This is a genomic window from Enterobacter sp. BNK-16 (genome assembly GCF_048684955.1).
Classification (GTDB): Bacteria; Pseudomonadota; Gammaproteobacteria; order Enterobacterales; family Enterobacteriaceae; genus Enterobacter; species Enterobacter bugandensis.
Genome location: NZ_JBLQTQ010000001.1, coordinates 758,334 through 784,656, shown reverse-complemented (window position 1 = coordinate 784,656; position 26,323 = coordinate 758,334). Strand labels below are relative to the sequence as shown.

General features: G+C 57.8%; 19 protein-coding genes. 12 read left to right on the top strand and 7 right to left on the bottom strand.

The genetic code is table 11. The features are described 5' to 3' along the window. Nucleotides 1–42 precede the first annotated feature (42 nt). Together ACMGGH_RS03825 and ACMGGH_RS03820 are read right to left on the bottom strand one after the other, a co-directional pair. Nucleotides 43–432, bottom strand: coding sequence for a hypothetical protein (locus ACMGGH_RS03825; protein ID WP_048957384.1), 390 nt, complete (start codon nucleotides 430–432; stop codon nucleotides 43–45). 320 nt (nucleotides 433–752) lie between these two features. Continuing rightward, nucleotides 753–1,802 carry an AI-2E family transporter gene (locus ACMGGH_RS03820; protein WP_028014696.1) on the bottom strand — a complete coding sequence of 350 codons (1,050 nt, stop codon included), beginning with the start codon at nucleotides 1,800–1,802 and terminating at the stop codon, nucleotides 753–755. A gap of 145 nt (nucleotides 1,803–1,947) precedes the next feature. Between ACMGGH_RS03820 and ACMGGH_RS03815 the strand changes: the two genes are divergently transcribed. Beyond that, a complete protein-coding gene (locus tag ACMGGH_RS03815; RefSeq protein ID WP_232949141.1) occupies nucleotides 1,948–3,165 on the top strand; it encodes an MFS transporter in 1,218 nt (405 codons plus the stop codon). A 4-nt stretch (nucleotides 3,166–3,169) separates the two neighbouring features. Here the strand turns inward: ACMGGH_RS03815 and ACMGGH_RS03810 are convergent, their stop codons facing one another. Both ACMGGH_RS03810 and ACMGGH_RS03805 read right to left on the bottom strand, forming a co-directional pair. After that, entirely contained in the window at nucleotides 3,170–3,727 is a 558-nt protein-coding gene (locus ACMGGH_RS03810) for a DcrB family lipoprotein (RefSeq protein WP_028014694.1), read from the bottom strand. A gap of 72 nt (nucleotides 3,728–3,799) precedes the next feature. Then, nucleotides 3,800–4,465, bottom strand: coding sequence for a 7-cyano-7-deazaguanine/7-aminomethyl-7-deazaguanine transporter (locus ACMGGH_RS03805; RefSeq protein ID WP_028014693.1), 666 nt, complete (start codon nucleotides 4,463–4,465; stop codon nucleotides 3,800–3,802). Between the two features lie 167 nt (nucleotides 4,466–4,632). On the opposite strand from ACMGGH_RS03805, the gene tusA reads away from it, so the two are divergent. Further along, the gene (gene tusA / locus ACMGGH_RS03800) at nucleotides 4,633–4,875 is read left to right on the top strand and encodes a sulfurtransferase TusA (RefSeq protein WP_032653764.1); all 243 of its coding nucleotides are present in this window, start codon (nucleotides 4,633–4,635) and stop codon (nucleotides 4,873–4,875) included. Between the two features lie 463 nt (nucleotides 4,876–5,338). On the opposite strand, the gene yhgN is transcribed toward tusA, so the two are convergent. Beyond that, on the bottom strand, nucleotides 5,339–5,932 hold the full coding sequence (gene yhgN / locus ACMGGH_RS03795) for an NAAT family transporter YhgN (RefSeq protein ID WP_003861574.1): 594 nt from the start codon (nucleotides 5,930–5,932) through the stop codon (nucleotides 5,339–5,341). A gap of 177 nt (nucleotides 5,933–6,109) precedes the next feature. Here yhgN and asd point away from each other — a divergent pair, with 177 nt between their 5' ends. The 6 genes from asd to glgP all read left to right on the top strand — a co-directional run bounded on the left by asd (nucleotide 6,110) and on the right by glgP (nucleotide 16,820). Continuing rightward, a complete protein-coding gene (asd, locus tag ACMGGH_RS03790; RefSeq protein WP_232949142.1) occupies nucleotides 6,110–7,213 on the top strand; it encodes an aspartate-semialdehyde dehydrogenase in 1,104 nt (367 codons plus the stop codon). A 238-nt stretch (nucleotides 7,214–7,451) separates the two neighbouring features. After that, nucleotides 7,452–9,638, top strand: coding sequence for a 1,4-alpha-glucan branching enzyme (gene glgB / locus ACMGGH_RS03785; protein WP_232949143.1), 2,187 nt, complete (start codon nucleotides 7,452–7,454; stop codon nucleotides 9,636–9,638). Further along, complete coding sequence (gene glgX, locus ACMGGH_RS03780) at nucleotides 9,635–11,608, top strand: glycogen debranching protein GlgX (protein ID WP_232949144.1); 1,974 nt, start codon at nucleotides 9,635–9,637, stop codon at nucleotides 11,606–11,608. Before glgB ends, glgX begins: the two co-directional genes overlap by 4 nt. Nucleotides 11,609–11,625: 17 nt before the next feature. Beyond that, entirely contained in the window at nucleotides 11,626–12,921 is a 1,296-nt protein-coding gene (glgC, locus tag ACMGGH_RS03775) for a glucose-1-phosphate adenylyltransferase (RefSeq protein WP_028014690.1), read from the top strand. Next, nucleotides 12,921–14,354, top strand: a complete 1,434-nt coding sequence (gene glgA, locus ACMGGH_RS03770) for a glycogen synthase GlgA (protein WP_061096850.1) — start codon at nucleotides 12,921–12,923, stop codon at nucleotides 14,352–14,354. Before glgC ends, glgA begins: the two co-directional genes overlap by 1 nt. A gap of 18 nt (nucleotides 14,355–14,372) precedes the next feature. After that, nucleotides 14,373–16,820 (top strand): glycogen phosphorylase, encoded by a 2,448-nt coding sequence (gene glgP / locus ACMGGH_RS03765; RefSeq protein ID WP_041911899.1) that lies wholly within the window; start codon nucleotides 14,373–14,375, stop codon nucleotides 16,818–16,820. 35 nt (nucleotides 16,821–16,855) lie between these two features. Here the strand turns inward: glgP and glpD are convergent, their stop codons facing one another. Further along, nucleotides 16,856–18,364, bottom strand: a complete 1,509-nt coding sequence (gene glpD / locus ACMGGH_RS03760) for a glycerol-3-phosphate dehydrogenase (RefSeq protein ID WP_041911900.1) — start codon at nucleotides 18,362–18,364, stop codon at nucleotides 16,856–16,858. A gap of 188 nt (nucleotides 18,365–18,552) precedes the next feature. Here glpD and glpE point away from each other — a divergent pair, with 188 nt between their 5' ends. The 3 genes from glpE to ACMGGH_RS03745 are packed head-to-tail and all read left to right on the top strand — an operon-like array spanning nucleotide 18,553 to nucleotide 20,538. After that, the gene (glpE, locus tag ACMGGH_RS03755; RefSeq protein ID WP_028014686.1) at nucleotides 18,553–18,885 is read left to right on the top strand and encodes a thiosulfate sulfurtransferase GlpE; all 333 of its coding nucleotides are present in this window, start codon (nucleotides 18,553–18,555) and stop codon (nucleotides 18,883–18,885) included. Between the two features lie 47 nt (nucleotides 18,886–18,932). Continuing rightward, nucleotides 18,933–19,763: a rhomboid family intramembrane serine protease GlpG gene (glpG, locus tag ACMGGH_RS03750; RefSeq protein WP_045259371.1), complete on the top strand. Its 831-nt coding sequence runs from the start codon at nucleotides 18,933–18,935 to the stop codon at nucleotides 19,761–19,763. A 16-nt stretch (nucleotides 19,764–19,779) separates the two neighbouring features. Then, nucleotides 19,780–20,538, top strand: coding sequence for a DeoR/GlpR family transcriptional regulator (locus tag ACMGGH_RS03745; protein WP_100171208.1), 759 nt, complete (start codon nucleotides 19,780–19,782; stop codon nucleotides 20,536–20,538). Between the two features lie 97 nt (nucleotides 20,539–20,635). On the opposite strand, the gene malT is transcribed toward ACMGGH_RS03745, so the two are convergent. Next, nucleotides 20,636–23,341 carry an HTH-type transcriptional regulator MalT gene (malT, locus tag ACMGGH_RS03740; protein ID WP_047367202.1) on the bottom strand — a complete coding sequence of 902 codons (2,706 nt, stop codon included), beginning with the start codon at nucleotides 23,339–23,341 and terminating at the stop codon, nucleotides 20,636–20,638. 585 nt (nucleotides 23,342–23,926) lie between these two features. Between malT and malP the strand changes: the two genes are divergently transcribed. Next, nucleotides 23,927–26,320, top strand: a complete 2,394-nt coding sequence (malP, locus tag ACMGGH_RS03735; protein ID WP_232949145.1) for a maltodextrin phosphorylase — start codon at nucleotides 23,927–23,929, stop codon at nucleotides 26,318–26,320. The last annotated feature ends 3 nt before the right edge of the window (nucleotides 26,321–26,323 follow it).

Sequence of the window (26,323 nt, the reverse complement as noted above, 5' to 3'; positions counted from 1 at the left end):
ATGAGGTTATCGGGCCATGTCCGGCCCGACTTTAGAAAAATATTACAGCGCGGCACCCGCAGAAAGGTTCAGCTGAATATCGTGGTCGAGGTTGTTCACCCAGCGGTTATAATTTTTGTGAATTTTACCGTCTGCCGCTTTCAGGTTCAGGCTGCTTTCGTAATTAATTGAATAACTTGTCGCAGAGTAGGGAATACGCACCTGGACCGAGTGATCGCGTGCCTGCAGACGGCCCTTAATCACGCCCGGGCCCGCTTCCGTCATGATCCAGTCACGCTTCTGGCCTGCTTTCAAAATGGCTGTTTTCACCTGATCGGCAGTATGACCCGCGCTCACGACAGAGTGAACCTGAGCAATAGGGGCGGTACGCGCACAGCCAGCCAGTGCGCCAACGAATACGGCGGCAGCGCACCATTTAACGAGCTTTTTCATCAACAACTCCATATAAATAATAACAATTAAAGGTAGTGTTTTTTACAAATAAGCATCACCAGGCTTAGGGATTAAGTCAGGTGTGTTTTTAATCAATATTAATGTTTACATTACGTCGTCGCTAAGGCGGGGTATAATATCACGCAAAATAATTAATCATTCCGTTTTTTTTAATTTGATTTAAGGGGTGTTGCATTTAAGCGAAATCTGGATGAGTTGATAAAAAACGGAAGGAATAAGCCTTAACGCAAATAAAAATACCGCGACGGTGAGCGTCGCGGTATTTGACGGTATAAAACCCGTTTACACAGACAGATACGTTACCCCGGCAACCGGCTTTTCGGCCGCCCCGGCCCAAGCAGGATCGCCAGCTTGCTGCCCCCTTTGGTGGTTTCCATCCAGATTTTACATACGCTGGTCAGCGGGACCGACAGCAGCATGCCGACAGGGCCCAGCAGCCATCCCCACACGAGTAAGGATAAAAAGACGACCAGCGTCGACATGCCCAGCCGATGCCCCATCATGCGCGGTTCAAGAATGTTGCCCAGCACCATATGCACGACGAGGAACAGCGCCCCGACCAGCATACATTCGTAGAAACCGTTAAACAGAAACGCCTGAATCATCGGCGGCACGGCGGAAAGCACCGCGCCAATATTCGGCACGTAGTTCAGCAGAAACGCCAGCACCCCCCACATCAGCGCGAACTGAACATCCATCAGCATCAGCCCCAGCCAGACAATAATCCCGGTCCAGACGCTTAGCAGCGTTTTCAGCGCCAGATATTTGGAGACGCCCTTTAAGGCGCGGTGTAGGCCGGCAATGTGTATTTGCGGGTTATTTAAAGCAAAGCGCAGCTTATACGGAACATGGCGCACTTCGAACAGCATAAACACCACCGTCATGACCAGCAGCAAAATGCTGGCCATCGCGCCGGAAAGACCGGTCATCAGCGTGGTGGCGTAAGTCATGACCTTCTCGGAATCCATCCTGCGCAGCATCCGTTCTGGCGAAATATGCAGGTTAAGAAAGGGCATCATCTCCTGCAGCGCGACGATTTTACGTGTCAGCTCTTTATTGTACTGCGGCAACATGGTGGAGAATTCGCTCAGCGATGCCGCCAGTACGCCGAAGAGCGCCGTCAGGCCAATCAGCATCACGATAACCACGATGGTGATGGCCACCGGGCGGCTCACGCCCCGGCGTAAAAACCAGGTCACCAGCGGATTGAGGACAATGGCAAAAAAGAGCGCCAGCAGGAGCTGGACGATAATGTCAGCGGCAGCATGTATACCCGCAAGGATAACCACCAGACAGGCGAGTTTTAATAAGATGTGGAGTCCTGCTTTATCGGGCTGGGGAGCTAACATGCGCGTTCCTTAATAAGATGACCCGATAAGTGTAGTGCCTTAGGGCCGCTTCGTCTGGCACCGATAATCTGAAAGTCGGGGCTGATTTTCTTATTGCTCCGTGGTAATAGTGAAACACTGTTGCAAAAAATTCAGGTAGAACCCCATGCCAGAACCTGCCGCCGAACCGGCGCTGAGCGGATTGCGCCTCAATCTGCGCATTGTTTCCGTCGTTATCTTCAACTTTGCCAGCTATTTAACGATCGGCCTGCCGCTGGCGGTTCTGCCGGGCTACGTCCATGACGTGATGGGTTTTAGCGCGTTCTGGGCGGGGCTGGTCATCAGCCTCCAGTATTTCGCCACGCTCCTTAGCCGCCCGCACGCCGGGCGCTACGCCGACCTGTTCGGTCCCAAAAGCATTGTGGTAGTGGGATTGTGCGGCTGTTTCCTCAGTGGTCTGAGCTACCTGTTGGCTGCCGCTACCAGCCACTGGCCGCTGGTCAGCCTGGCGCTGCTTTGCCTGGGCCGCGTCATTCTCGGGATTGGGCAAAGCCTGGCAGGAACCGGCTCGACGCTATGGGGTGTGGGGGTTGTCGGTGCACCACACATTGGCCGGGTTATCTCGTGGAACGGGATCGTCACCTACGGGGCGATGGCGCTCGGCGCGCCGCTTGGCGTGGCCTGTTACACCTTTGGCGGTCTGTATGGACTGTCGCTGACCATTATAACGGTCGCGCTTGTGGCGATACTGTTTGCGCTGCCGCGCCCGAAGGTGAAGGCCAGCAAGGGCAAGCCGCTGCCGTTTCGGGCCGTGCTGGGGCGCGTCTGGCCGTACGGCATGGCGCTGGCCCTGGCGACCACCGGCTTCGGCGTCATTGCGACCTTCATTACCCTGTTTTATGACGCCAAAGGCTGGGAGGGCGCGGCCTTTGCGTTAACCCTCTTCAGCGGTGCGTTTGTTGGCGCACGCCTGCTTTTCCCGAACGGTATCAACCGTCTGGGCGGGCTGAACGTGGCGATGATTTGCTTTACGGTAGAGATTGTCGGGCTGCTGTTAACCGGCATCGCCAGCGCGCCCTGGATGGCGAAAATTGGCGTCTTCCTGGCGGGAGCCGGTTTCTCTCTGGTCTTCCCGGCACTGGGCGTGGTGGCGGTTAAAGCGGTGCCGCAGCAGAACCAGGGGGCGGCGCTGGCGACCTATACGGTATTTATGGATATGTCTTTAGGCATAACCGGGCCGCTGGCGGGGCTGGTGATGGCCTGGGCGGGGGTACCGGTGATCTATCTTGCCGCGGCGGGTCTGGTGATAATTGCCCTGCTGCTGACGTGGCGGCTAAAAAAATGGCCCCCGGTGCAGGCACCGGAGGCCACGTCATCGTCGTGAAGGGTTACTGGATCACGATGGTGTTAATGATGTTTTCAGCAGCCGTCTGCGCTTTCTGCTGATCTTCCGCTGGCAGGGTGATCTGCAGGGTCAGCAGTTTGTTATCAACCTTGCCCAGCACCACAGAAGACCAGGCGGTCTGGCCCTTTGCGGAGATGATGCTGTCCAGCTGCTGCAGCTTATGGCCTTTCAGCTCGATGGATTTATTGGTTACCACCTGCAGCTGCGGGTCGCGGCCGCGCTGCTGATCTTCCAGACGTTTGGACAGGACGGCCAGGTCTTCGCTGGTGTCGTCGCCCACAATCACAATGACCGCTTTCTGGCCGGTTGCGTCGGAGTAAACATGCATGTTATTCGCCTGGGTGCCCAGCTTGCCGCTCTGGTCAGTCATATCGGCTGGCAGAGAGAAACTGAGTTTGCCATCCATCAGATTCACCGGCTGACCGGTCGCGTTGCTTTCTGCGGATGCGCCCTGAGCAGGCGTTTTCGTGTCGCTGTTATCACAGGCTGCAAGACCCACAACCAGCAGGCCAATCCCGACATATTTAACCAGATTGCGCATTGACTTCTTCCTTTCGATAAACGGCCATAGCGGCTCATTCACCCATCTTATCACAACTGATAAAGCGAACCCTTAACCAGCCTGCAATGCCGTGATTTCAGATTTATCTGCCAGCCTTTTCAGCAGCATATTCAGCAGCACGCCGTACATCGGCAGGAAGAAAACAATGCTGATGAGCACCTTGAAGCAGTAGTCCACCAGCGCGATCTCCATCCAGTGCTCGGCCATAAAGGCATCCGGGCTGCGCCAGAAGGCGATGAAGAAGAAGGCCAGCGTATCGCTCACGTTGCCGAACAGCGTGGACGCGGTCGGCGCCATCCACCAGCGGTGATTCTGACGCAGGCGGTTAAACACGTGCACGTCGAGGATCTGCCCCAGCGCGTAGGCCATAAAGCTTGCCGCGGCGATACGGGCGACAAACAGGTTGAAGTGTGTCAGCGCCTCAAAGCCTTGCCAGCTTCCCATGTAAAACAGGGAGGAGATCACGTACGAGATGAACAGCGCCGGAAGCATGACCGCAAAGATAATGCGGCGTGCCAGCGGTGCGCCGAAGATACGCACGGTCAGATCGGTGGCGAGGAAAATAAACGGAAAGCTGAATGCGCCCCAGGTGGTATGAAAACCAAAAATGGAGATCGGGAGCTGCACCAGGTAGTTGCTGGAGGTGATCACCAGCAAATGGAAAAGCGAAAGCCAGAACAACGCTTTTACGCGCTGTGATTCAGAGAACTGCGTCATATTGTGACCTTTTTATACGTTGGGGTGAGGGAACCCAATAAAAACCGCAGCATGATACTGCTTTGGCTGGACTTTGCAATGGTTAGTTTTTGCGCAATCGTTAACCTGGTTTGCATTGCCCGCGCCGGGGCGTAAACTACTGCCGTTTTTATCTGACCGAGAAGATCATGACCGACCTGTTTTCCAGCCCAGACCACACCCTTGATGCCCAGGGCCTTCGCTGCCCGGAGCCGGTAATGATGGTACGTAAGACCGTGCGTAACATGCAGACCGGTGAAACGCTGCTGATTATTGCCGACGATCCGGCCACCACGCGCGATATTCCCGGTTTTTGTACCTTTATGGAGCATGAACTGGTGGCACAGCAGACGGAAACGCTGCCGTACCGGTATTTGATTCGTAAGGGTTAACCATTGCTGAGTGGCCCTCACTTCTTTGGGGAGAGGTTGAGGGTGAGGGGAACATACGGCAGTGGTGGTCATTCCGTTCACTTTATGTTCCTTGCTACTCTGTAAATGCTGTTTCGGTGAACGTGCCAGGGCGGCTCAATCGCCACCGCCCTGGCTACCCGGGCTCCCGGCGGTAAATCGCCGCTACGCGGTACCTTCGGCTAATTCCTTTCGGCTTATCGGGGACGGGCGGAGGTAACATCCCTGTAAAGCCCGCCCTCTCGGCGCATCCATGCGCCTCGCCCCGGCCTTCAGGAAACGCCTCAGCGATTTACAGCCGGACCAGAGCATCGCAGAAAGCCTTAAATCGTTCTGAAACAACGTTAATGCTTCTGCTTAAAAATTACTGGGGAACCCTCAGCCCACGGGGAGAGGGGGCAAACACTAAAAATGGCCACGCAGTGGCCATTTTGCTTTTACCTTGCTAGCCTTTCATCCACGCCCGGATGCCGTCCAGGAACATCTGCGTCGCCATCATTACCAGAATCAGCCCCATCAGACGCTCCAGCGCGTTCACCCCTTTCTCACCAAGCAGGCGCAGGAACAGCGACGACTGTAGCAGAATAATAAATGTTCCGCCCCAGGCAATCAGCAGGGCAATCACCAGATGGCTCATCTGATTCGGATACTGATGCGACAGCAGCATCAGCGTCGCCAGAATGGTTGGCCCCGCGACGAGGGGAATCGCCAGCGGCACGATAAACGGCTCTTCGCCCGCGGGCAGGCCGCTGCTGCTGCCTTCGGCGCTCGGGAAGATCATCTTAATGGCAATCAGGAAGAGAATAATCCCGCCGGAAATAGAGACCGTTTCGGCGCGCAGGTTCAGGAACGCGAGGATTTTTTCACCGGCAAACAGGAAGATAAACATCACCAGCAGGGCAATAAGCAGCTCGCGGATCATGATCGCCCGGCGGCGCTTCGGCTCGGTGTGCTTCAGCACCGACATGAAGATGGGCAGGTTGCCCAGTGGATCCATTATCAGGATCAATAAAACCGCTGCTGAAATGATTTCACTCATGTAAATTATCCCTGAAACTCTCTATGGTTATTATGATAATTAGCTGTATTTCTGATTGCCGGGCAATCATCGATTAATTTCGCTTGCGACTTTGGCAGCATTTTGTAATGTGAAGCATATCCCAGTTCAATACTGGCTTGCACAATCAGCACACACCCTCAGCAGGAAAAAAATGCTATGAAAAACGTTGGTTTCATCGGCTGGCGCGGTATGGTCGGCTCTGTACTCATGCAACGCATGGTTGAAGAGCGCGATTTCGACGCTATCCGCCCGGTCTTCTTCTCCACTTCCCAGCTCGGCCAGGCTGCTCCGTCCTTTGGTGGTACCACAGGCACGTTGCAGGACGCTTACGATCTGGAAGCGCTGAAGGCACTCGACATTATTGTGACCTGCCAGGGCGGCGATTATACCAACGAAATCTATCCAAAGCTGCGTGAAAGCGGCTGGCAGGGCTACTGGATTGACGCGGCCTCTTCACTGCGCATGAAAGACGATGCCATCATTATTCTCGACACGGTTAACCAGGACGTCATCACCGACGGCCTGAACAACGGCGTGAAAACCTTTGTTGGCGGCAACTGCACCGTCAGCCTGATGCTGATGTCACTCGGCGGCCTGTTCGCGCAGGACCTGGTGGAGTGGGTCTCCGTGGCGACCTACCAGGCCGCGTCCGGCGGCGGCGCGCGCCACATGCGCGAGCTGCTGACCCAGATGGGCCAGCTGCACCAAAGCGTCGCGACCGAGCTGGCAAACCCGGCGTCCGCCATCCTCGACATCGAGCGCAAAGTCACTCAGCTGACCCGCAGCGGCGAGCTGCCGGTGGATAACTTCGGCGTACCGCTGGCCGGCGGTCTGATCCCGTGGATCGACAAACAGCTGGATAACGGCCAGACCCGCGAAGAGTGGAAGGGCCAGGCGGAGACCAACAAAATTCTCGCCACCGCGAATACCATTCCGGTTGACGGTCTGTGCGTGCGTATCGGCGCGCTGCGCTGCCACAGCCAGGCCTTCACCATTAAACTGAAAAAAGATGTGTCTATTCCGACCGTGGAAGAGCTGCTGGCCGCGCACAACCCGTGGGCGAAAGTGGTACCAAACGATCGCGATATCACCATGCGTGAACTGACCCCGGCTGCCGTTACCGGCACGCTGACCACGCCGGTTGGCCGCCTGCGCAAGCTGAACATGGGGCCGGAGTATCTCTCCGCGTTCACCGTCGGCGACCAGCTCCTGTGGGGGGCCGCCGAGCCGCTGCGCCGCATGCTGCGCCAGCTGGCGTAATAATTTGTTAAACACGGGGGGTGATTGTCACCCCCTTTTTTGCGTACTACATGGAGTAAAACGCAGATGTCTTATTTTTTATCAGGAGGAACCACGACGTTGGCTATGCTTTAAGGAAGATTTATTTCTCACCTGAGGGTAGGGCGGAGCAGAGAGGATCAACTGCACCGTTTAGGTCACATTAAAAGTCGTCCCGGAGCGCGTAAAAAGGGCGACATAAAAAAACAGGATGAATACCATGTCCGATCGTATTTCGAGAGACGTGATTAATGCGCTTATTGCGGGTCATTTTGCCGACCCCTTTTCTGTGCTAGGGATGCACCGTACAGAGGCCGGACTGGAAGTTCGGGCGCTGTTGCCGGATGCGACAGAAGTGTGGGTTATCGAACCCAAAACCGGCCGCAAGGTGGGTAATCTGGAATGCCTCGACTCGCGCGGCTTCTTCTCGGGCGTCATGCCCCGCCGTAAAAACCCCTTTCGCTATCAGCTTGCCGTTATCTGGCACGGCCAGCAAAACCTGATTGACGATCCCTACAGCTTTGGGCCGCTCTTAAAAGAGATGGATGCCTGGCTGCTGTCCGAAGGGACCCATTTACGCCCCTACGAAACGCTGGGTGCCCATGCGGATACCATGGACGGTATCACCGGCACGCGCTTTGCCGTATGGGCGCCAAACGCCCAGCGCGTCTCCGTCGTTGGGCAGTTCAACTACTGGGACGGTCGCCGCCACCCGATGCGCCTGCGCCGTGAGACGGGCATCTGGGAGCTGTTTATCCCCGGGGCGCATAACGGCCAGCTCTACAAATTTGAGATGATCGACGCGCACGGCAAGCTGCGCATTAAAGCCGACCCGTACGCCTTCGAGGCGCAGATGCGCCCGGATACCGCATCGCTGATCTGCGGCCTGCCGGAGAAGGTCGTTCAGACCGAGGAGCGCAAGCAGGCCAACCGCTTTGATGCGCCGATCTCCGTTTACGAAGTGCATCTCGGCTCCTGGCGCCGCCACACCGATAACAACTTCTGGCTCAGCTACCGGGAGCTCGCCGACCAGCTGGTGCCGTACGCCAAATGGATGGGCTTTACCCACCTCGAACTGCTGCCGGTTAACGAGCACCCGTTCGACGGCAGCTGGGGCTATCAGCCCACCGGGCTGTATGCGCCCACGCGGCGCTTCGGCACGCGCGATGATTTCCGCTATTTCATTGATGCCGCGCACGCCGCCGGGCTGAATGTGATCCTCGACTGGGTCCCGGGCCATTTCCCGTCGGACGATTTTGCGCTGGCAGAGTTCGACGGCACGAAGCTGTACGAGCACAGCGACCCGCGCGAAGGCTATCACCAGGACTGGAACACGCTGATCTACAACTACGGTCGCCGTGAAGTGTCGAATTACCTGGTGGGGAATGCGCTGTACTGGATCGAACGCTTCGGCATTGATGCCCTGCGCGTGGATGCGGTGGCCTCGATGATCTACCGCGACTACAGCCGCAAAGAGGGAGAGTGGATCCCGAACGAGTATGGCGGCCGTGAAAACCTCGAAGCGATTGAATTTCTGCGCAACACCAACCGCATCATTGGCGAGCAGGTGGAAGGCGCCGTGACCATGGCGGAAGAGTCGACGGACTTTGCGGGCGTCTCCCGCCCTCCGTCATCAGGCGGCCTGGGGTTCTGGTACAAGTGGAACCTGGGCTGGATGCACGACACGCTCGACTACATGAAGCTCGACCCGGTTTATCGTCAGTATCACCACGATAAGCTCACCTTCGGGCTGCTCTACAACTACACCGAAAACTTCATGCTGCCGCTGTCGCATGATGAAGTGGTGCACGGCAAAAAATCCATTCTCGACCGCATGCCGGGCGACGCGTGGCAGAAGTTTGCCAACCTGCGCGCCTACTACGGCTGGATGTTTGCCTTCCCGGGCAAAAAGCTGCTGTTTATGGGCAATGAGTTCGCCCAGGGTCGCGAGTGGAACCACGACACCAGCCTCGACTGGCATCTGCTGGAGGGCGGCGACAACTGGCACCACGGCGTACAGCGTCTGGTGCGCGACCTGAACCTGACCTACCGCCACCACAAAGCGCTACACGAGCTGGACTTCGACCCGTACGGCTTTGAGTGGCTGGTGGTGGACGACCACGAGCGCTCGGTGTTTGTCTTTGCACGTCGCGATAAAGCGGGCAACGAGATTATCGTCGCCAGCAACTTCACGCCGGTGCCGCGCGAACACTACCGCTTCGGCATTAACCAGCCGGGCAAATGGCGCGAGATCCTGAATACCGATTCCATGCATTACCACGGCAGTAACGCCGGTAATGGCGGGCTGGTGCAGAGCGATGCGATTGAAAGCCACGGGCGTCCAAACTCCCTGAGCCTGACGCTGCCGCCGCTTGGCACCATCTGGCTGATGCGGGAGGGAGAATGACGCAGCTTACGGCAGGTAAACCCGAACCGCTCGGCGCGAGTTTTGACGGAAAGGGGGTGAACTTCACGCTCTTTTCTGCTCACGCGGAGCGGGTGGAGCTCTGCGTGTTTGACGGGGAGGGTAACGAGCACCGTTACGATTTACCGTCCCGCACGGGAGACATCTGGCACGGTTACCTGTCCGGCGGGCGTCCGGGAATGCACTACGGTTTTCGCGTACACGGCCCGTGGGAGCCTTCTCAGGGGCACTGGTTTAACCCGGCGAAGCTGCTGATTGACCCGTGCGCGCGCCGCGTGGACGGCGAGTTTAAAGACGACCCGCTGTTCCACGTCGGCTACGGCGAACCGGACCACCGCGACAGCGCGCCCGTCGCGCCGAAAAGCGCGGTGGTGCACGATCTCTACGACTGGGAAGACGATGCCCCGCCGTGCACGCCGTGGGGTAACACCGTCATCTATGAAGCGCACGTCAAAGGGCTGACCTACCTGCACCCGTCGATCCCCAAAGAGATGCGCGGCACCTACAAAGCGCTGGGGCATCCGACCATGGTCGCTTACCTGAAGCATTTGGGCATCACCGCGCTGGAGCTGCTTCCGGTGGCGCATTTCGCCAGCGAGCCGCGTCTTCAGCGTCTTGGGTTAAGCAACTACTGGGGCTACAACCCGCTGGCGATGTTCGCTCTCGACCCGCGCTACGCGGTGCATCCGGAGAAAGCGCGGGACGAGTTTCGCGACGCGGTGAAGGCGCTCCACGCCGCGGGCATTGAGGTCATTCTGGACGTGGTGCTGAACCACAGTGCGGAAAGCGATCTTGACGGCCCGACGCTCTCACAGCGCGGAATCGATAACCGTAGCTATTATTGGATCAGGGAAGATGGCGATTACGAGAACTGGACCGGGTGCGGTAACACCCTCAACCTCAGCCATCCGGCGGTCACGCATTACGCGTACGAGTGCCTGAAATACTGGGTTGAAACGTTCCACGTGGACGGTTTTCGTTTCGACCTGGCGCCCGTGATGGGGCGCACTCCAGCATTTAGCCAGCAGGCGCCGCTGTTTGAGGCGATAAAAAACTGCCCGGTGCTCTCAACGGTGAAGCTCATCGCAGAGCCGTGGGACATCGGTGAAGGCGGTTATCAGGTGGGGAACTTCCCGCCGCTGTTTGCCGAGTGGAACGACCACTACCGCGATGCCATCCGCCGCTTCTGGCTGGCGCGCGATCTGTCGCTGGGCGAGTTCGCCGGACGCTTTGCCGGCTCCAGCGATCTCTTTAAGCGCGACGGAAAACGTCCGTCGGCCACCATCAACCTGGTGACGGCGCATGACGGTTTTACGCTGCGCGACTGCGTTTGTTTCAATCAGAAACACAATGAGGCCAACGGCGAAGAGAATCGCGATGGCACTAACAATAACCATAGCTTCAATCATGGTATAGAAGGGTTAGGCGGAAGTCTGGATGTGATCGAGCGGCGACGCGCCAGCGTTCATGCGCTGCTGACGACGCTTTTGCTGTCTCAGGGCACACCGATGCTGCTGGCGGGCGACGAGCACGGCCACAGCCAGCACGGCAATAACAACGCCTATTGCCAGGACAATACCTTAACCTGGCTCGACTGGGGGGAAGCGAACAGCGGGTTGACCCATTTCACCGCGGCGCTGATCCACCTTCGCCAGCAGATCCCCGCCCTTACCGCCGACAGCTGGTGGGAAGAGGGCGACGGCAACGTTAGCTGGCTGAATAAAGACGCGCAGCCGTTGAGCGCGCAAGAGTGGCAACACGGCATCACCTGCCTGCAAATCCTGCTTTCGGATAAGTGGCTGGTGACGCTGAACGCGACGGACGACGTCGCAGAGATTTTTTTACCTGACGGGGAGTGGCGAGCTGTTCCCCCCTTTGCCGGAGCGGATAATCCGGTAGTAATGGCTGTCTGGCACGGGCCTGCGCACGGAGTGTGCGTATTCCAAAGATGATAAAAAAGGAGTTAGTCATGGTTAGATTAGAGAAGAACGATCCGTTAATGTTGGCGCGCCAGCTACCATTAAAAACCGTTGCCCTGATACTTGCGGGCGGGCGTGGTACCCGTCTGAAAGATTTGACCATCAAGCGCGCCAAGCCGGCCGTTCACTTTGGTGGTAAGTTCCGTATTATCGATTTTGCACTCTCCAACTGCCTGAACTCGGGCATTCGCCGCATTGGCGTCATTACGCAGTATCAGTCGCACACCCTGGTGCAGCACATTCAGCGCGGCTGGTCATTCTTCAGCGAAGAGATGAACGAGTTTGTCGATCTGCTCCCGGCGCAGCAGCGCGTTCACGGGGAAAACTGGTACCGCGGCACGGCGGATGCGGTGACCCAAAACCTCGACATTATTCGCCGCTACAGCGCGGAATATATCGTGATCCTCGCGGGTGACCACATCTACAAGCAGGATTACTCGCACATGCTGATCGACCACGTCGAAAAAGGGGCGCGCTGCACCGTGGCGTGTCTGCCGGTGCCCGTTGCCGAGGCGACGGCGTTTGGCGTGATGCACGTGGATGCGGACGACAAGATTATCGACTTCGTTGAAAAACCGGCAAACCCGCCAACCATGCCAGGCGATGACACCAAATCGCTCGCCAGCATGGGGATCTATGTCTTTGATGCAGATTATCTTTATGAGCTGCTCGAAGAAGACGACAAAGACGAAAGCTCCAGCCACGACTTCGGTAAAGACATCATCCCGAAAATTACCAAAGCTGGCATGGCCTATGCACATCCTTTCCCATTGTCCTGCGTGCAGTCCGACCCGAATGCGGAGCCTTACTGGCGCGATGTGGGAACCCTGGAAGCGTACTGGAAAGCCAACCTCGATCTGGCGTCCGTGACGCCTGAACTGGATATGTACGACCAGAACTGGCCGATTCGTACCCATATGGAATCCCTGCCGCCGGCGAAGTTCGTGCAGGACCGCTCCGGCAGCCACGGCATGACCCTGAACTCGCTGGTCTCCGGCGGGTGCATCATCTCCGGTTCGGTGGTGGTGCAGTCCGTGCTGTTCCCGCGCGTGCGTATAAACTCATTCTGTAATATCGATTCGGCGGTTCTGCTGCCGGATGTCTGGGTAGGGCGTTCGTGTCGTCTGCGTCGCTGCGTGATCGACCGCGCCTGCGTCATTCCTGAGGGAATGGTGATTGGTGAAAACGCGGAAGAAGATGCGCGTCGCTTCTACCGTTCTGAAGAGGGGATCGTGTTAGTCACACGGGAAATGTTGCGGAAGCTGCAGATCAAACAGGAGCGATGATGCAGGTTTTACACGTATGTTCTGAGATGTTCCCGTTGTTAAAAACGGGCGGCCTGGCGGATGTTCTTGGTGCATTACCCGCGGCGCAAATCGCCGGTGGAGTCGATACCCGTGTCCTGCTGCCCGCCTTCCCGGATATCCGGCGCGGCATACCTGATGCAAAGGTCGTGACCCGCCGTGAAACGTTTGCCGGACGCATCACCCTGCTGTTTGGGCACTACAACGGCGTAGGGATCTACCTGATCGACGCGCCGCACCTGTACGACCGTCCGGGCAGCCCGTATCACGATACCAACCTGTTCGCCTATACCGACAACGTGCTGCGCTTTGCGCTGCTCGGCTGGGTGGGGGCGGAGATGGCCGTCGGGCTGGATCCATTCTGGCGTCCGGATGTGGTCCACGCGCACGACTGGCACGCCGGGCTGGCGCCAGCGTATCTGGCGGCAAAAGGGCATCCGGCAAAATCGGTGTTTACGGTGCACAACCTGGCGTATCAGGGCATGTACTATGCGCATCATATGAATGACATCGATCTGCCATGGTCGTTCTATAACATGCACGGGCTGGAGTTCAACGGGCAAATTTCGTTCCTGAAGGCCGGGCTGTACTACGCCGACCACATCACGGCGGTGAGCCCCACCTACGCGCGTGAAATTACCCAGCCGGAGTTTGGCTACGGTCTGGAAGGGCTGCTGCAGCAGCGCCATCGTGAAGGCCGCCTGTCGGGCATTCTGAACGGCGTGGATGAGCAGATCTGGAGCCCTGAAACCGATCTCCTGCTGGCCGCGCGCTATGGCCGCGACTCGGTGGAAGATAAAGCCGAAAACAAACGCCAGCTGCAAATTGCGATGGGGCTGAAGGTCAACGACAAGGTGCCGCTGTTTGCGGTGGTCAGCCGCCTGACCAGCCAGAAAGGGCTGGATCTGGTGCTGGAGGCGCTGCCCGGTTTACTGGAGCAGGGCGGACAGCTGGCGCTGCTCGGCGCGGGCGACCCGGTGCTGCAGGAAGGTTTCCTCGCCGCCGCCGCGGAACATCCGGGGCAGGTGGGCGTGCAGATTGGCTATCACGAAGCGTTCTCGCACCGCATTATGGGCGGCGCGGACGTGATTCTGGTGCCGAGCCGTTTCGAACCCTGCGGCCTGACGCAGCTCTACGGCCTGAAATACGGCACGCTGCCGCTGGTGCGCCGCACGGGCGGGCTGGCGGATACGGTATCGGATAGCTCTCTCGAAAACCTGGCGGACGGCATCGCCAGCGGGTTTGTTTTTGAGGACAGTAATGCCTGGTCGCTGCTTCGGGCGATCCGGCGTGCGTTCGTCTTGTGGTCCCGTCCATCCCTGTGGCGTTACGTACAGCGTCAGGCGATGTCCATGGACTTTAGCTGGCACGTTGCGGCGCAGTCGTACCGCGACCTTTATCAACGCTTGATGTAACGAGGCGAAGTTACTGATATGAACGCTCCATTTAGCTACTCTTCCCCCACGCTCAGCGTTGAGGCGTTAAAGCATTCCATCGCCTACAAGCTGATGTTTACCATCGGGAAAGATCCGGTCATCGCCAACAAGCACGAGTGGCTGAACGCCACCCTTTTTGCGGTGCGTGACCGCATGGTCGAACGCTGGCTGCGCTCTAACCGCGCCCAGCTTTCGCAGGAGACGCGGCAGGTTTACTACCTGTCGATGGAATTTTTGATTGGCCGCACCCTCTCCAACGCGCTGCTGTCGCTCGGTATCTACGACGACGTCAAAACCGCGCTGGAAGAGATGGGGCTGGATTTAGAAGAGCTGATTGACGAAGAGAACGACCCGGGGCTGGGTAACGGCGGTCTCGGCCGTCTTGCCGCCTGCTTCCTAGACTCGCTGGCAACGCTGGCGCTGCCGGGGCGCGGCTACGGTATTCGCTACGACTACGGCATGTTCAAGCAGAACATCGTTGATGGCCGCCAGAAAGAGTCCCCGGACTACTGGCTGGAATACGGCAACCCGTGGGAGTTCAAGCGCCACAACACGCGCTACAAGGTGCGCTTTGGCGGACGCATTCAGCAGGAAGGGAAAAAGTCCCGCTGGGTGGAAACCGAAGAGATCCTCGCCGTGGCCTATGATCAGATCATCCCCGGCTATGACACCGATGCGACCAATACGCTGCGCCTGTGGAACGCCCAGGCGAGTAGCGAAATCAACCTCGGTAAATTTAACCAGGGCGACTACTTTGCGGCGGTGGAAGATAAAAACCACTCCGAGAACGTCTCCCGCGTGCTGTACCCGGATGACTCAACCTACTCCGGGCGCGAGCTGCGCCTGCGTCAGGAGTATTTCCTCGTCTCCGCGACGATTCAGGACATCCTCAGCCGCCACCATCAGCTGCACAAAACCTACGCCAACCTGGCGGAGAAAACCGCGATTCACCTTAACGACACCCATCCGGTGCTCTCCATTCCCGAGCTGATGCGCCTGCTGATCGACGAGCACAAGTTCAGTTGGGACGACGCGTTTGAGGTGACGTGCCAGGTGTTCTCCTACACCAACCACACCCTGATGAGCGAAGCGCTGGAGACCTGGCCGGTGGACATGCTCGGCAAAATTCTGCCGCGCCACCTGCAAATCATCTTCGAGATCAACGACTACTTCCTCAAGACGCTGCAGGAGCAGTACCCGAACGATACCGGGCTGCTGAGCCGTGCCTCGATCATTGATGAATCCAACGGTCGTCGCGTGCGCATGGCCTGGCTGGCGGTTGTCATCAGCCACAAGGTCAACGGCGTGTCCGAGCTGCACTCGAACCTGATGGTGCAGTCCCTGTTTGCGGACTTCGCGAAGATCTTCCCGACGCGCTTCTGCAACGTCACCAACGGCGTTACGCCGCGCCGCTGGCTGGCGCTGGCCAACCAGCCGCTCTCTGACGTGCTGGATGAGAATATCGGCCGCACCTGGCGCACCGATTTGAGCCAACTGAGCGAGCTTAAGCAGCATATTGATTTCCCGACGGTGAACAAGGCCGTGCGGGAAGCCAAGCTGCTGAACAAGAAACGTCTGGCGGTCTGGCTGGCGATGCACCTCAACGTGGTCGCAAACCCGAAAGCGCTGTTTGACGTGCAGATTAAGCGCATCCACGAGTACAAGCGTCAGCTGATGAACGTGCTACACGTGATCACTCACTACAACCGCATTAAGGCCGATCCAACCGCAGAGTGGGTGCCGCGCGTGAAGATCTTCGCCGGTAAGGCGGCTTCCGCCTACTACATGGCGAAGCACATTATTCACCTGATCAACGATGTGGCGAAGGTGGTGAACCAGGATCCGGAGATTGGCGACAAGCTGAAGGTGGTATTCATCCCGAACTACAGCGTCAGCCTAGCGCAGCTGATCATCCCGGCGGCAGATCTCTCCGAGCAGATCTCCACGGCGGGGACGGAAGCGTCCGGCACCAGCAACATGAAGTTTGCCCTCAACGGCGCGCTGACCATCGGCACCCTGGACGGGGCGAACGTCGAGATGCTGGAGCACGTAGGGGAAGAGAATATCTTTATCTTCGGCAATACCACCGAAGAAGTGGAGGCGCTGCGCAGGAAAGGCTACTCCCCGCGTGAGTTCTATGAAGGGGATGAAGAGCTACGTCAGGTCCTGACGCAGATTGCGACCGGTGTGTTCAGCCCCGACGAGCCGGGCCGCTATCGCGATCTGGTGGATTCGCTGATTAACTTTGGCGACCACTATCAGGTGCTGGCGGATTATCGCAGCTACGTGGACTGCCAGGATAAAGTTGACGAGCTGTACCGTCAGCAGGAGAAGTGGACCAGCGCGGCGATGCACAACATCGCCAACATGGGGTATTTCTCGTCTGACAGGACCATCAAGGAGTATGCCGAGAACATCTGGCATATTGATCCGGTGCGGTTGTAAAAACAAAGCCCGGTGGCGCCACCGGGCTTTTTACATCACGACGCCAGCGACAGCTCACGCTTCCCCGCATGCTGCTGCAGCCACTGCGCCACGCGAGACTGCTGCTCGGCGTTAAGCCACATCCCTTCTTTGGTACGACGCCAGATGGCATCTTCAAGGCGGCGAACCCACTCGTGCTCAACCAGGTAGCGCAGCTCGGCCTCGTACAGCTCGTGGCCGAAATGTTCACCCAGATCGGCAAGCGATTTCGCGTCGCCCAGGAACAGCTCGGTATTGCTGCCGTAGGTGCGGGCGTAGTGGCGCGCCATCCCTTCGGTAATGAACGGGAAGCGACGGCGCAGCTTCGCGGCGTAATCGTCGCGGTTTCCGCCAATATCTCCGCCGGGCAGCACTGCCTCTTTGGTCCACGCCGGGCCAATACCTTTGTAGTACGGCGCCAGTTTTTCCAGCGCGTGCTCGGCCAGCTTGCGGTAGGTAGTCAGCTTGCCGCCAAACACCGACAGCAGCGGTGCCTGACCGTCTACGTCGTGGATATCAAGCGTGTAGTCGCGGGTGATGGCCTGCGGTGAGTCAGACTCGTCATCGCACAGCGGACGCACGCCAGAGTAGGTCCAGACCACGTCGTCGCGCGACAGCTGTTTCTTAAAGTGCGCGTTATACACTTTCAACAGGTAGTTCACTTCGCTCTCGTCGATCTCGACGTTCTTCGGATCGCCCTTGTACTCCACGTCGGTGGTGCCGATGATGGAGAATTCGTCCATCCACGGGATCACAAACACGATGCGTTTATCTTCGTTTTGCAGGATATAAGCCTGCTTCTGGGTATGCACGCGCGGCACCACAATGTGGCTGCCTTTGATCAGGCGGATGCCGTACGGCGAAGGCAGGTGCATGCCGTCGTCGAAGAACTGCTTCACCCACGGGCCGGTGGCGTTCACCAGGCCGCGCGCCTTCCAGCTGAACTTCTCGCCGGTATCCACGTCTTCCGCTTCCACAATCCACAGGCCGTTTTCACGACGGGCGGCGGTCGCGCGGGTCCGGGTTTTCACCTCGCCACCTTTCTTCTCGACCATCTGCGCATTCGCCAGAACCAGACGCGCATCGTCCACCCAGCAGTCTGAATATTCGAAACCGCGCACGATTTCCGGCTTAAGGACCGATTCTGAGCCAAAACGCAAACCGTTCGAACCCGGCAGGCTGGTGCGTTTGCCCAGATGATCGTACATAAACAGGCCGATGCGGATCATCCACGCCGGACGCAGGTGCGGACGGTGCGGCAGGCGGAAGCGCATCGGGATCGCCAGATGCGGGGCCATTTTCAGCAGCACTTCGCGTTCGGCCAGCGCTTCGCTGACCAGGCGGAATTCGTAGTGTTCCAGGTAGCGCAGGCCACCGTGGATCAGCTTGGAGCTGGCGGACGACGTCGCGCAGGCGAGATCGTTAGCTTCCAGCATCAGCACGGATAAACCGCGTCCTGCGGCATCAACCGCAATACCGGCACCGTTGATGCCACCGCCTATCACAATCAGATCTTTGGTTTCCATAACACCCTCATGCACTTTCGTTAAAGCTCAAAAATGTTCGATATCGCTCATAATAGCAAAGGAACGCGCTTTTGGTAACATCAAAAAAACAATTTAGAGTGATATGGATAACATAATGGCGTTTACCCGCCGCCAGGACGTACACTACGGGGTAAAATCTTGTCGTTGACCACTGTAAAGAGAACACCATGGATCAGTTTGAATGTATTAACGTAGAAGAAGCCCACCAGAAGATGCACCAGGGAAAAGCGGTGCTGGTGGACATTCGCGACCCGCAGAGTTTTGCTATGGGCCACACGCCGGGCGCGTTTCATCTGACCAACGACACGCTGGGCGCGTTTATGCGCGATAACGACTTCGAAACGCCCGTTATGGTCATGTGCTACCACGGCAACAGCAGCAAAGGCGCGGCGCAGTATCTGATTCAGCAAGGCTATGACGCGGTATACAGCGTCGACGGCGGCTTTGATGCCTGGCATCGTCATTTCCCGGCAGAAGTGGAATACGCGTTTGAGCGCTAATCCCGCTATACTGTCCCCTTTTGTGTGGAAATAAGCGACCGCTGCCCATGTTGATGATCACCTCTTTTACCAACCCGCGCGTCGCCCAGGCGTTTGTCGACTATATGGCGACGCAGGGCGTTATTCTGACCATTCAGCAACATACTCAGACCGACGTCTGGCTGGCCGATGAGAGCCAGGCAGGGCGGGTCAACGAGGAGCTGGCGCGTTTCCTTGAGAACCCCGGCGACCCGCGCTATCTGGCGGCCAGCTGGCAATCCGGGCAGACCGGCAGCGGACTGCATTACAGCCGCTTTCCCTTCCTTGCCACGATTCGCGAGCGCGCGGGCCCGTTTACGCTGCTGCTGATGGCAGCCTGCATTATCGTCTTCATTATTATGAACGTGGTGGGCGACCAGAGCGTGATGATCGCGCTGGCGTGGCCGTATGATCCGTCGCTGGATTTTGACGTCTGGCGCTACTTTACCCACGCGCTGATGCATTTCTCGGTGATGCATATCCTCTTTAACCTGCTGTGGTGGTGGTATCTCGGCGGTATCGTTGAGAAGCGGCTCGGCAGCGGCAAGCTGATTGTCATCACCGTAATCAGCGCCCTGCTGAGCGGCTATGTACAGCATAAATTCAGCGGCCCGTGGTTCGGCGGGCTGTCGGGTGTCGTCTACGCTTTGATGGGCTACGTCTGGCTTCGCGGGGAGCGCGACCCGGAAAGCGGCATCTATTTACAACGCGGATTAATAGCCTTTGCGTTAATATGGCTAATTGCCGGATGGTTTGATCTGTTTGGTATGTCTATCGCCAATGGTGCGCACGTCACCGGCCTCGCCGTTGGTCTTGCAATGGCGCTTGCCGACACGCTCCATGCGCGAAAACGAACATAATTCTCAGGGATAATTGATGAAACAAACACAACGTCATGACGCCATTATCGAACTGGTCAAAAAACAGGGATACGTCAGCACCGAAGAGCTGGTCGAGCAGTTTGCCGTCAGCCCGCAAACCATCCGTCGTGACCTGAACGATCTGGCCGATCAGAACCGTATTTTGCGCCACCACGGCGGCGCGGCGCTGCCGTCCAGCTCGGTCAACACCTCCTGGCACGACCGTAAAGCCACGCAGACGGCAGAGAAAGAGCGCATTGCGCGTAAAGTGGCGAGCCAAATCCCGAACGGTGCGACGCTGTTTATTGACATCGGCACCACGCCGGAAGCGGTTGCTCATGCGCTGCTGGATCACGAAAACCTGCGCGTGGTGACCAATAACCTGAACGTCGCCAACACGTTGATGCAGAAAGATGATTTCCGCATCATCCTCGCGGGCGGCGAACTGCGCAGCCGCGACGGCGGAATTATTGGCGAAGCGACGCTCGACTTTATCTCTCAGTTCCGCCTCGACTTCGGCATCCTGGGGATCAGCGGCATCGACGCCGACGGCTCACTGCTGGAGTTTGATTATCACGAGGTGCGCACCAAGCGCGCGATTATTGAGAACTCGCGCCACGTGATGCTGGTGGTGGACCATTCGAAGTTTGGCCGTAACGCGATGGTGAACATGGGCAGCATCAGCATGGTGGATGCGGTCTATACCGACGTGATGCCACCGGCGGGCGTGATGCAGGTGATTAAGGATAATAATTTGCAGCTGGAATTGTGCTAGCGGCTGTGTCGGGTGGCGCTGCGCTTACCCGACCTACAAATTGTTCTCCCTCTCCCTGTGGGAGAGGGCCGGGGTGAGGGCATCAGGCCGCACAAAACTAAACTCCGTACCCCATCATCTTCAACAGCTGCTGCGCATGCTGCACCGCGTCCTGACGGTGCGCCACGCCCAGCTTCTGATACAGATTGCGAATGTGCGTTTTGATGGTGGTTGCCGCCACCGCCAGCTCACCGGCAATCTGCTCGTTGCTATAGCCTGAATAGATCAGCCCCAGCACCTGCCATTCGCGCTGGGTGAGCGGGCTGGTGCGAATAAGCTCCGGCACTTCCGGGTGGTTCAGCAGGCGTTCAACAAAGTTCTCGTCGAAATGCGCAAACTTGTGGCGATGGTGCTGATTAATCTCGCGCAGGATTCGCTGGGCGCGATGCTGATCCAGCTCCGGCAGCGTGTTGAGCTGAATCAGCTGGCGCAGCTGCTGCGCCATCACTTCACCTTCAATCACGAAGTGGCTAATAAACCCGGTGCGGTTCGCCAGCTGCAAGGCTTCCAGCAGCACGCGCTGGGCGTCATTTTTGCGGCCCGCCTGCCAGTAAAGCTGGTTGAGCAGCAGCAGGTTGCGGTTCAGGTCGCTCATCAGACGCAGGCTGCGGGCGTTTTCGTTTAACTCTTCCAGCACAATTTCGGCAGGCTCAAAGTCACCCAGCAGGATCTGCACGCGGGCGATGTTGCGCCACTGGCTTTGCAGGAAGTGGTTATTGGCAAATTCCGGTTTAGGCGTCTGGCGCAGCCAGTTGGCGGCGGATTTTTTGTCCCCCGTCATCTGCCAGTAAATCACCCGAACCTTGTCGGCGTTCGATACCCAGTCGCTGTGGTACTGACCGTTGCCGAGCAGGTTTTCCAGACGGTTAAGGTGATTGCGGGCGTTATCCAGATCGCCACGCGCCAGCGAGCACTGCACCAGCAGGGCCAGACACTGCAATTGCTGCTGAGGCTGGAAGCCAGAGAGCACGTTCACACCCTGACGGGCGCAGCTTTCTGCTTCATCCAGACGCGACCATGCCCACAGCAGTTGAGCGCGAATACGCAACAGGAACTCGTGCATCGGCAGCTGTTCCAGGTGCTGTTCACGAATCAGCTGGAACGCTTTTTCCTGATTTTCCCAGGCGGCCTGCAGGAACCCCTGTGCGAATAAAATCTCGCTTTGCTGGATCAGGCTCCACAGGGCGTAGTGCCACACATCATGGCGGCGCGCCATCTGCTCGGTTTGCTGCATCAGCGAAAGGGAACGCGTCAGTTCGCCCTTGCAGTGCAGCACTTCGCCGTGCACCGAGGTAGCCACAATCCGGCTGTAGAAATTCGCCAGCGGCAGTTCATCCAGCGCGACCATCGCCAGCCGTTCCGCTTCATCCGCATCGCCGTCGTTAATCGCGACCTGCGCCCGCAGGGCGTTAAATTCGCCGTGGAGGGTGATATCCATTTCGCTTTCCATCTCCTGCTCGGCGCGCGCCAGCAGGGTATTCACTTCGCTGTAGCGGTGCTGGCTCTGCATCAGCCAGGCCTGGAGCAGCACCAGGCGCGGGTTCTCCAGCAGGCTCTCCCACGGCAGGGCTTTCAACGACTCTTCCAGCAGCGTCAGTTCGCTGTGGTTAAACAGCCCCCACGCGTGGTTAAGCAGGATATCGCGCAGCATGCTGGCGTCACCGGCGGCAAGCGCGTGGTGAATGGCCTCGCTCGGGAAGCCTTGCGCCATCCAGCTTTCGGCGGCGGCGCGGTGGATTTCCGGCAATTCCGTTGCCAGCTCCCACTGGCAGCGCTGGCGCAGGAAGCTGCCAAACAGCGGGTGATAGCTGAACCACTCGCCGGGGTCGTCCATGCGCGTCAGGAACAGGCCCTGACGTTCAATCTCTTCCAGCTGCAGCTGACCGTTCTCACAGCCTGTTACGCGCACAATCAGCGCGTCGTTCATGGAGCGCAGCAGGGAGCTTTTCAGCAGGAAATTGCGGGTGGAGGGATCGACGCTGTTCAGCACCTCATCCACCAGGTAATCCGAAAGATGGCTGGCGTTGATGCCGGCCAGACGGCGCGCAGACTGGTGCGTCGGGCTGTTGTTTTGCCGGGCAGAAAGGGCAATCAGCTGTAGCGCCGTGGCCCAGCCCGCGACATCATCACACAAGCGGCTGCTTTCGGAGGCCTCAATGGGTGAGGTCAGGCGGCAGTCAAAGAACTGTTTCGCTTCCTGGTGGGTAAAGGCCAGCTGCTGGCTGCCCACTTCCAGAAGCTGATCGCGCACGCGCAGGTTGGCAATACCGAGCTGCGGCAGGTTGCGTGACAGCACGACCAGGGTCAGGTTTTCCGGCTGGTGGCGCAGGAAGAAGCGCATCGACTCATGGATAACCGGGTTCGTGATCAGATGATAGTCATCAATCACCACGTACAGCGGGCGATGCCATTCGGCCAGTTCGATAAACAGCTGAGAGAAAAGGGAGGACAGGCTGGCGTACTGGCGCTTTTGCACCATCGCCTCGCTGGCGACGCAGTGTCCGTTAGTTGCCTGTTGAATAGCGGCAATCAGATAGCTGGCAAAACGCTCTTGCTGGTTATCGCCCTCGTCGAGGGAGTACCAGCCAAGATCGCTCTTACCTGCGGCCCATTGTGAAATGAGCGTTGTTTTTCCATAACCTGCAGGGCTCGTAACCAGCGCCAGTCGGAAATTATGCGCGCCGGAAAGTTTAGCCAGCAGACGCTCGCGGACCACTGTATGGTCAAGACGAACCGGGCGACTTAATTTTGACGGAATCAACATAGGTTTCACTTCACTGTGGGGAACGAGAGAATTTATTTTTTTTGCGCTTCGTAATTAATAGCTATAAGGTCGGTCAGAAAGAGAACTATTGCAAGTTATGTCTGGCTTTTGTGGCTCTGAATTTGCACTCTGTCACAAAACATTCCGGTCAGTACTGGAACTTTTTTGAAAAGGCTTTGATGCCGCGTCAATGCTGGCTTGTATGGATGTCACGAGGCTGGGCTGAAACTGGTTTCAGAAAGGTATAATGACATCGAATTTAATAAACTTCGGGTAAAGTTGAGTGAGATTAATAATCTCCTTAGGCAGGACCCGATTGCTGAAATATTATTCTCCGTAAGCAATCATTTCCGCATGAATTAATTTCATCCAAAACCGCATTTCATTACTTTGACATTCTCCCCGGTTACTTTTTTATCTTCCGGGCACACTCCAGCTATGCTCTCAGAGTGGCCTCGATCACACTTTTACGCTCATCCCCGCTACTCCTCCCTGTCTAATCCCCCACGGGAGGAGGAAGAGGTGAAATGAGCCAGGCACACTAGCGCCAACTTGTGTTTTCTTTCTAAAGGATGCCGATCCCCTATGTCACAGCCTACCTTCAACAAAGCTCAATTCCAGGCTGCCCTGACGCGTCAGTGGCAGCGTTTTGGCCTTCATGCTGCAAACGAGATGACGCCTCACCAGTGGTGGCAGGCGGTGAGCGGGGCGCTCGCAGAGCAGCTGGATGCTCAGCCCGTGGCGAAGCCCGTCAAAGGCCAGCGTCACGTTAACTATATCTCGATGGAGTTCCTGATTGGCCGCCTGACCGGCAACAACCTGCTGAACCTTGGCTGGTATCAGGAGGTGGGTGATGTGCTGAAAGAGCACGACATTAACCTGACCGACCTGCTGGAAGAAGAGATCGACCCGGCGCTGGGCAACGGCGGACTGGGGCGTCTGGCGGCCTGTTTCCTTGACTCTATGGCAACGGTCGGCCAGTCGGCGATTGGCTATGGCCTGAACTACCAGTACGGCCTGTTCCGCCAGTCGTTTGCCGACGGCCACCAGATGGAAGCGCCGGACGACTGGCATCGCAATACCTACCCGTGGTTCCGCCACAACGCGCAGCTGGACGTGCAGGTCGGCATCGGCGGGAAAGTGACGAAGCAGGGGCTCTGGGAACCGGCGTTCACTATTACCGGTGAAGCCTGGGATCTGCCGGTGCTCGGCTACCGTAACGGCGTGGCGCAGCCGCTGCGCCTGTGGCAGGCGAAGCACGCGCATCCGTTCAACCTGACCAAATTCAACGACGGCGATTTCCTGCGTGCCGAGCAGCAGGGCATCGACGCCGAGAAGCTGACCAAAGTCCTCTATCCGAACGATAACCATCTGGCGGGCAAAAAGCTGCGCCTGATGCAGCAGTACTTCCAGTGCGCCTGCTCCGTGGCGGACATTCTGCGTCGCCATCACCTGGCGGGCCGCAAGCTGGCGCAGCTGCCGGACTTCGAAGTCATTCAGCTTAACGACACGCACCCGACTATTGCCATCCCGGAACTGCTGCGCGTGCTGATTGACGAGCATCAGCTGAGCTGGGACGACGCCTGGGCCATCACCAGCCGCACCTTCGCCTATACCAACCACACCCTGATGCCGGAAGCGCTCGAGTGCTGGGATGAGAAGCTGGTGAAAACGCTGCTGCCGCGCCACATGCAGATCATCAACAAGATTAACGACCAGTTCAAAACGCTGGTGGAGAAAACCTGGCCGGCCGACAAAGCCGTCTGGGCGAAGCTGGCGGTGGTGCACGACAAACAGGTGCGTATGGCGAACATGTGCGTGGTGAGCGGCTTTGCCGTTAACGGCGTGGCGGCGCTGCACTCCGATCTGGTGGTGAAAGATCTGTTCCCGGAATATCACCAGCTGTGGCCGACCAAGTTCCACAACGTGACCAACGGCATTACGCCGCGTCGCTGGATCAAGCAGTGCAATCCGCTGCTGGCCGGCCTGCTGGATAAGACCCTGAAGAAAGAGTGGGCCAACGATCTGGACCAGCTGATTAACCTGGAAAAATACGCCGACGATGCGAAATTCCGCGAGCAGTACCGCGCGATCAAGCTGGAGAACAAGGTTCGCCTGGCGGAGTTTGTGAAAATGCGTACCGGGATTGAGATCAACCCGAACGCCATTTTCGATATCCAGATCAAACGCCTGCACGAGTACAAGCGTCAGCACCTGAACCTGCTGCATATTCTGGCGCTGTACAAAGAGATCCGCGAGAACCCGCAGGCCGACCGCGTGCCGCGCGTGTTCCTGTTCGGTGCGAAGGCGGCGCCGGGCTACTACCTGGCGAAAAACATTATCCTCGCCATCAATAAAGTGGCGGCGGCGATCAACAGCGATCCGAAAGTGGGCGACAAGCTGAAGGTCGTGTTCCTGCCGGATTACTGCGTCTCGGCGGCGGAAATGCTGATCCCGGCGGCGGATATCTCCGAGCAGATCTCGACCGCAGGAAAAGAAGCGTCCGGTACCGGCAACATGAAGCTGGCGCTCAACGGCGCGCTGACCGTCGGCACGCTGGATGGTGCGAATGTCGAAATCGCCGAGAAGGTCGGTGAAGAGAACATCTTTATCTTCGGCCATACTGTTGAAGAAGTGAAAGCCATCAAGGCCAAAGGCTACGACCCGGTGAAATGGCGTAAAAAAGACAAAGTGCTGGATGCGGTGCTGAAGGAGCTGGAAAGCGGCAAATACAGCGATGGCGACAAGCACGCGTTTGACCAGATGCTGCACAGCATGGACAAACACGGCGGCGACCCGTACCTGGTGATGGCGGACTTCACGGCCTACGTTGAAGCGCAGAAACAGGTCGACGTGCTGTACCGCGACCAGGAAGCGTGGACCCGGGCGTGCATTCTGAACACCGCGCGCTGCGGCATGTTCAGCTCTGACCGCTCAATCCGTGATTATCAGGCCCGTATCTGGCAGGCAAAACGCTAAGGA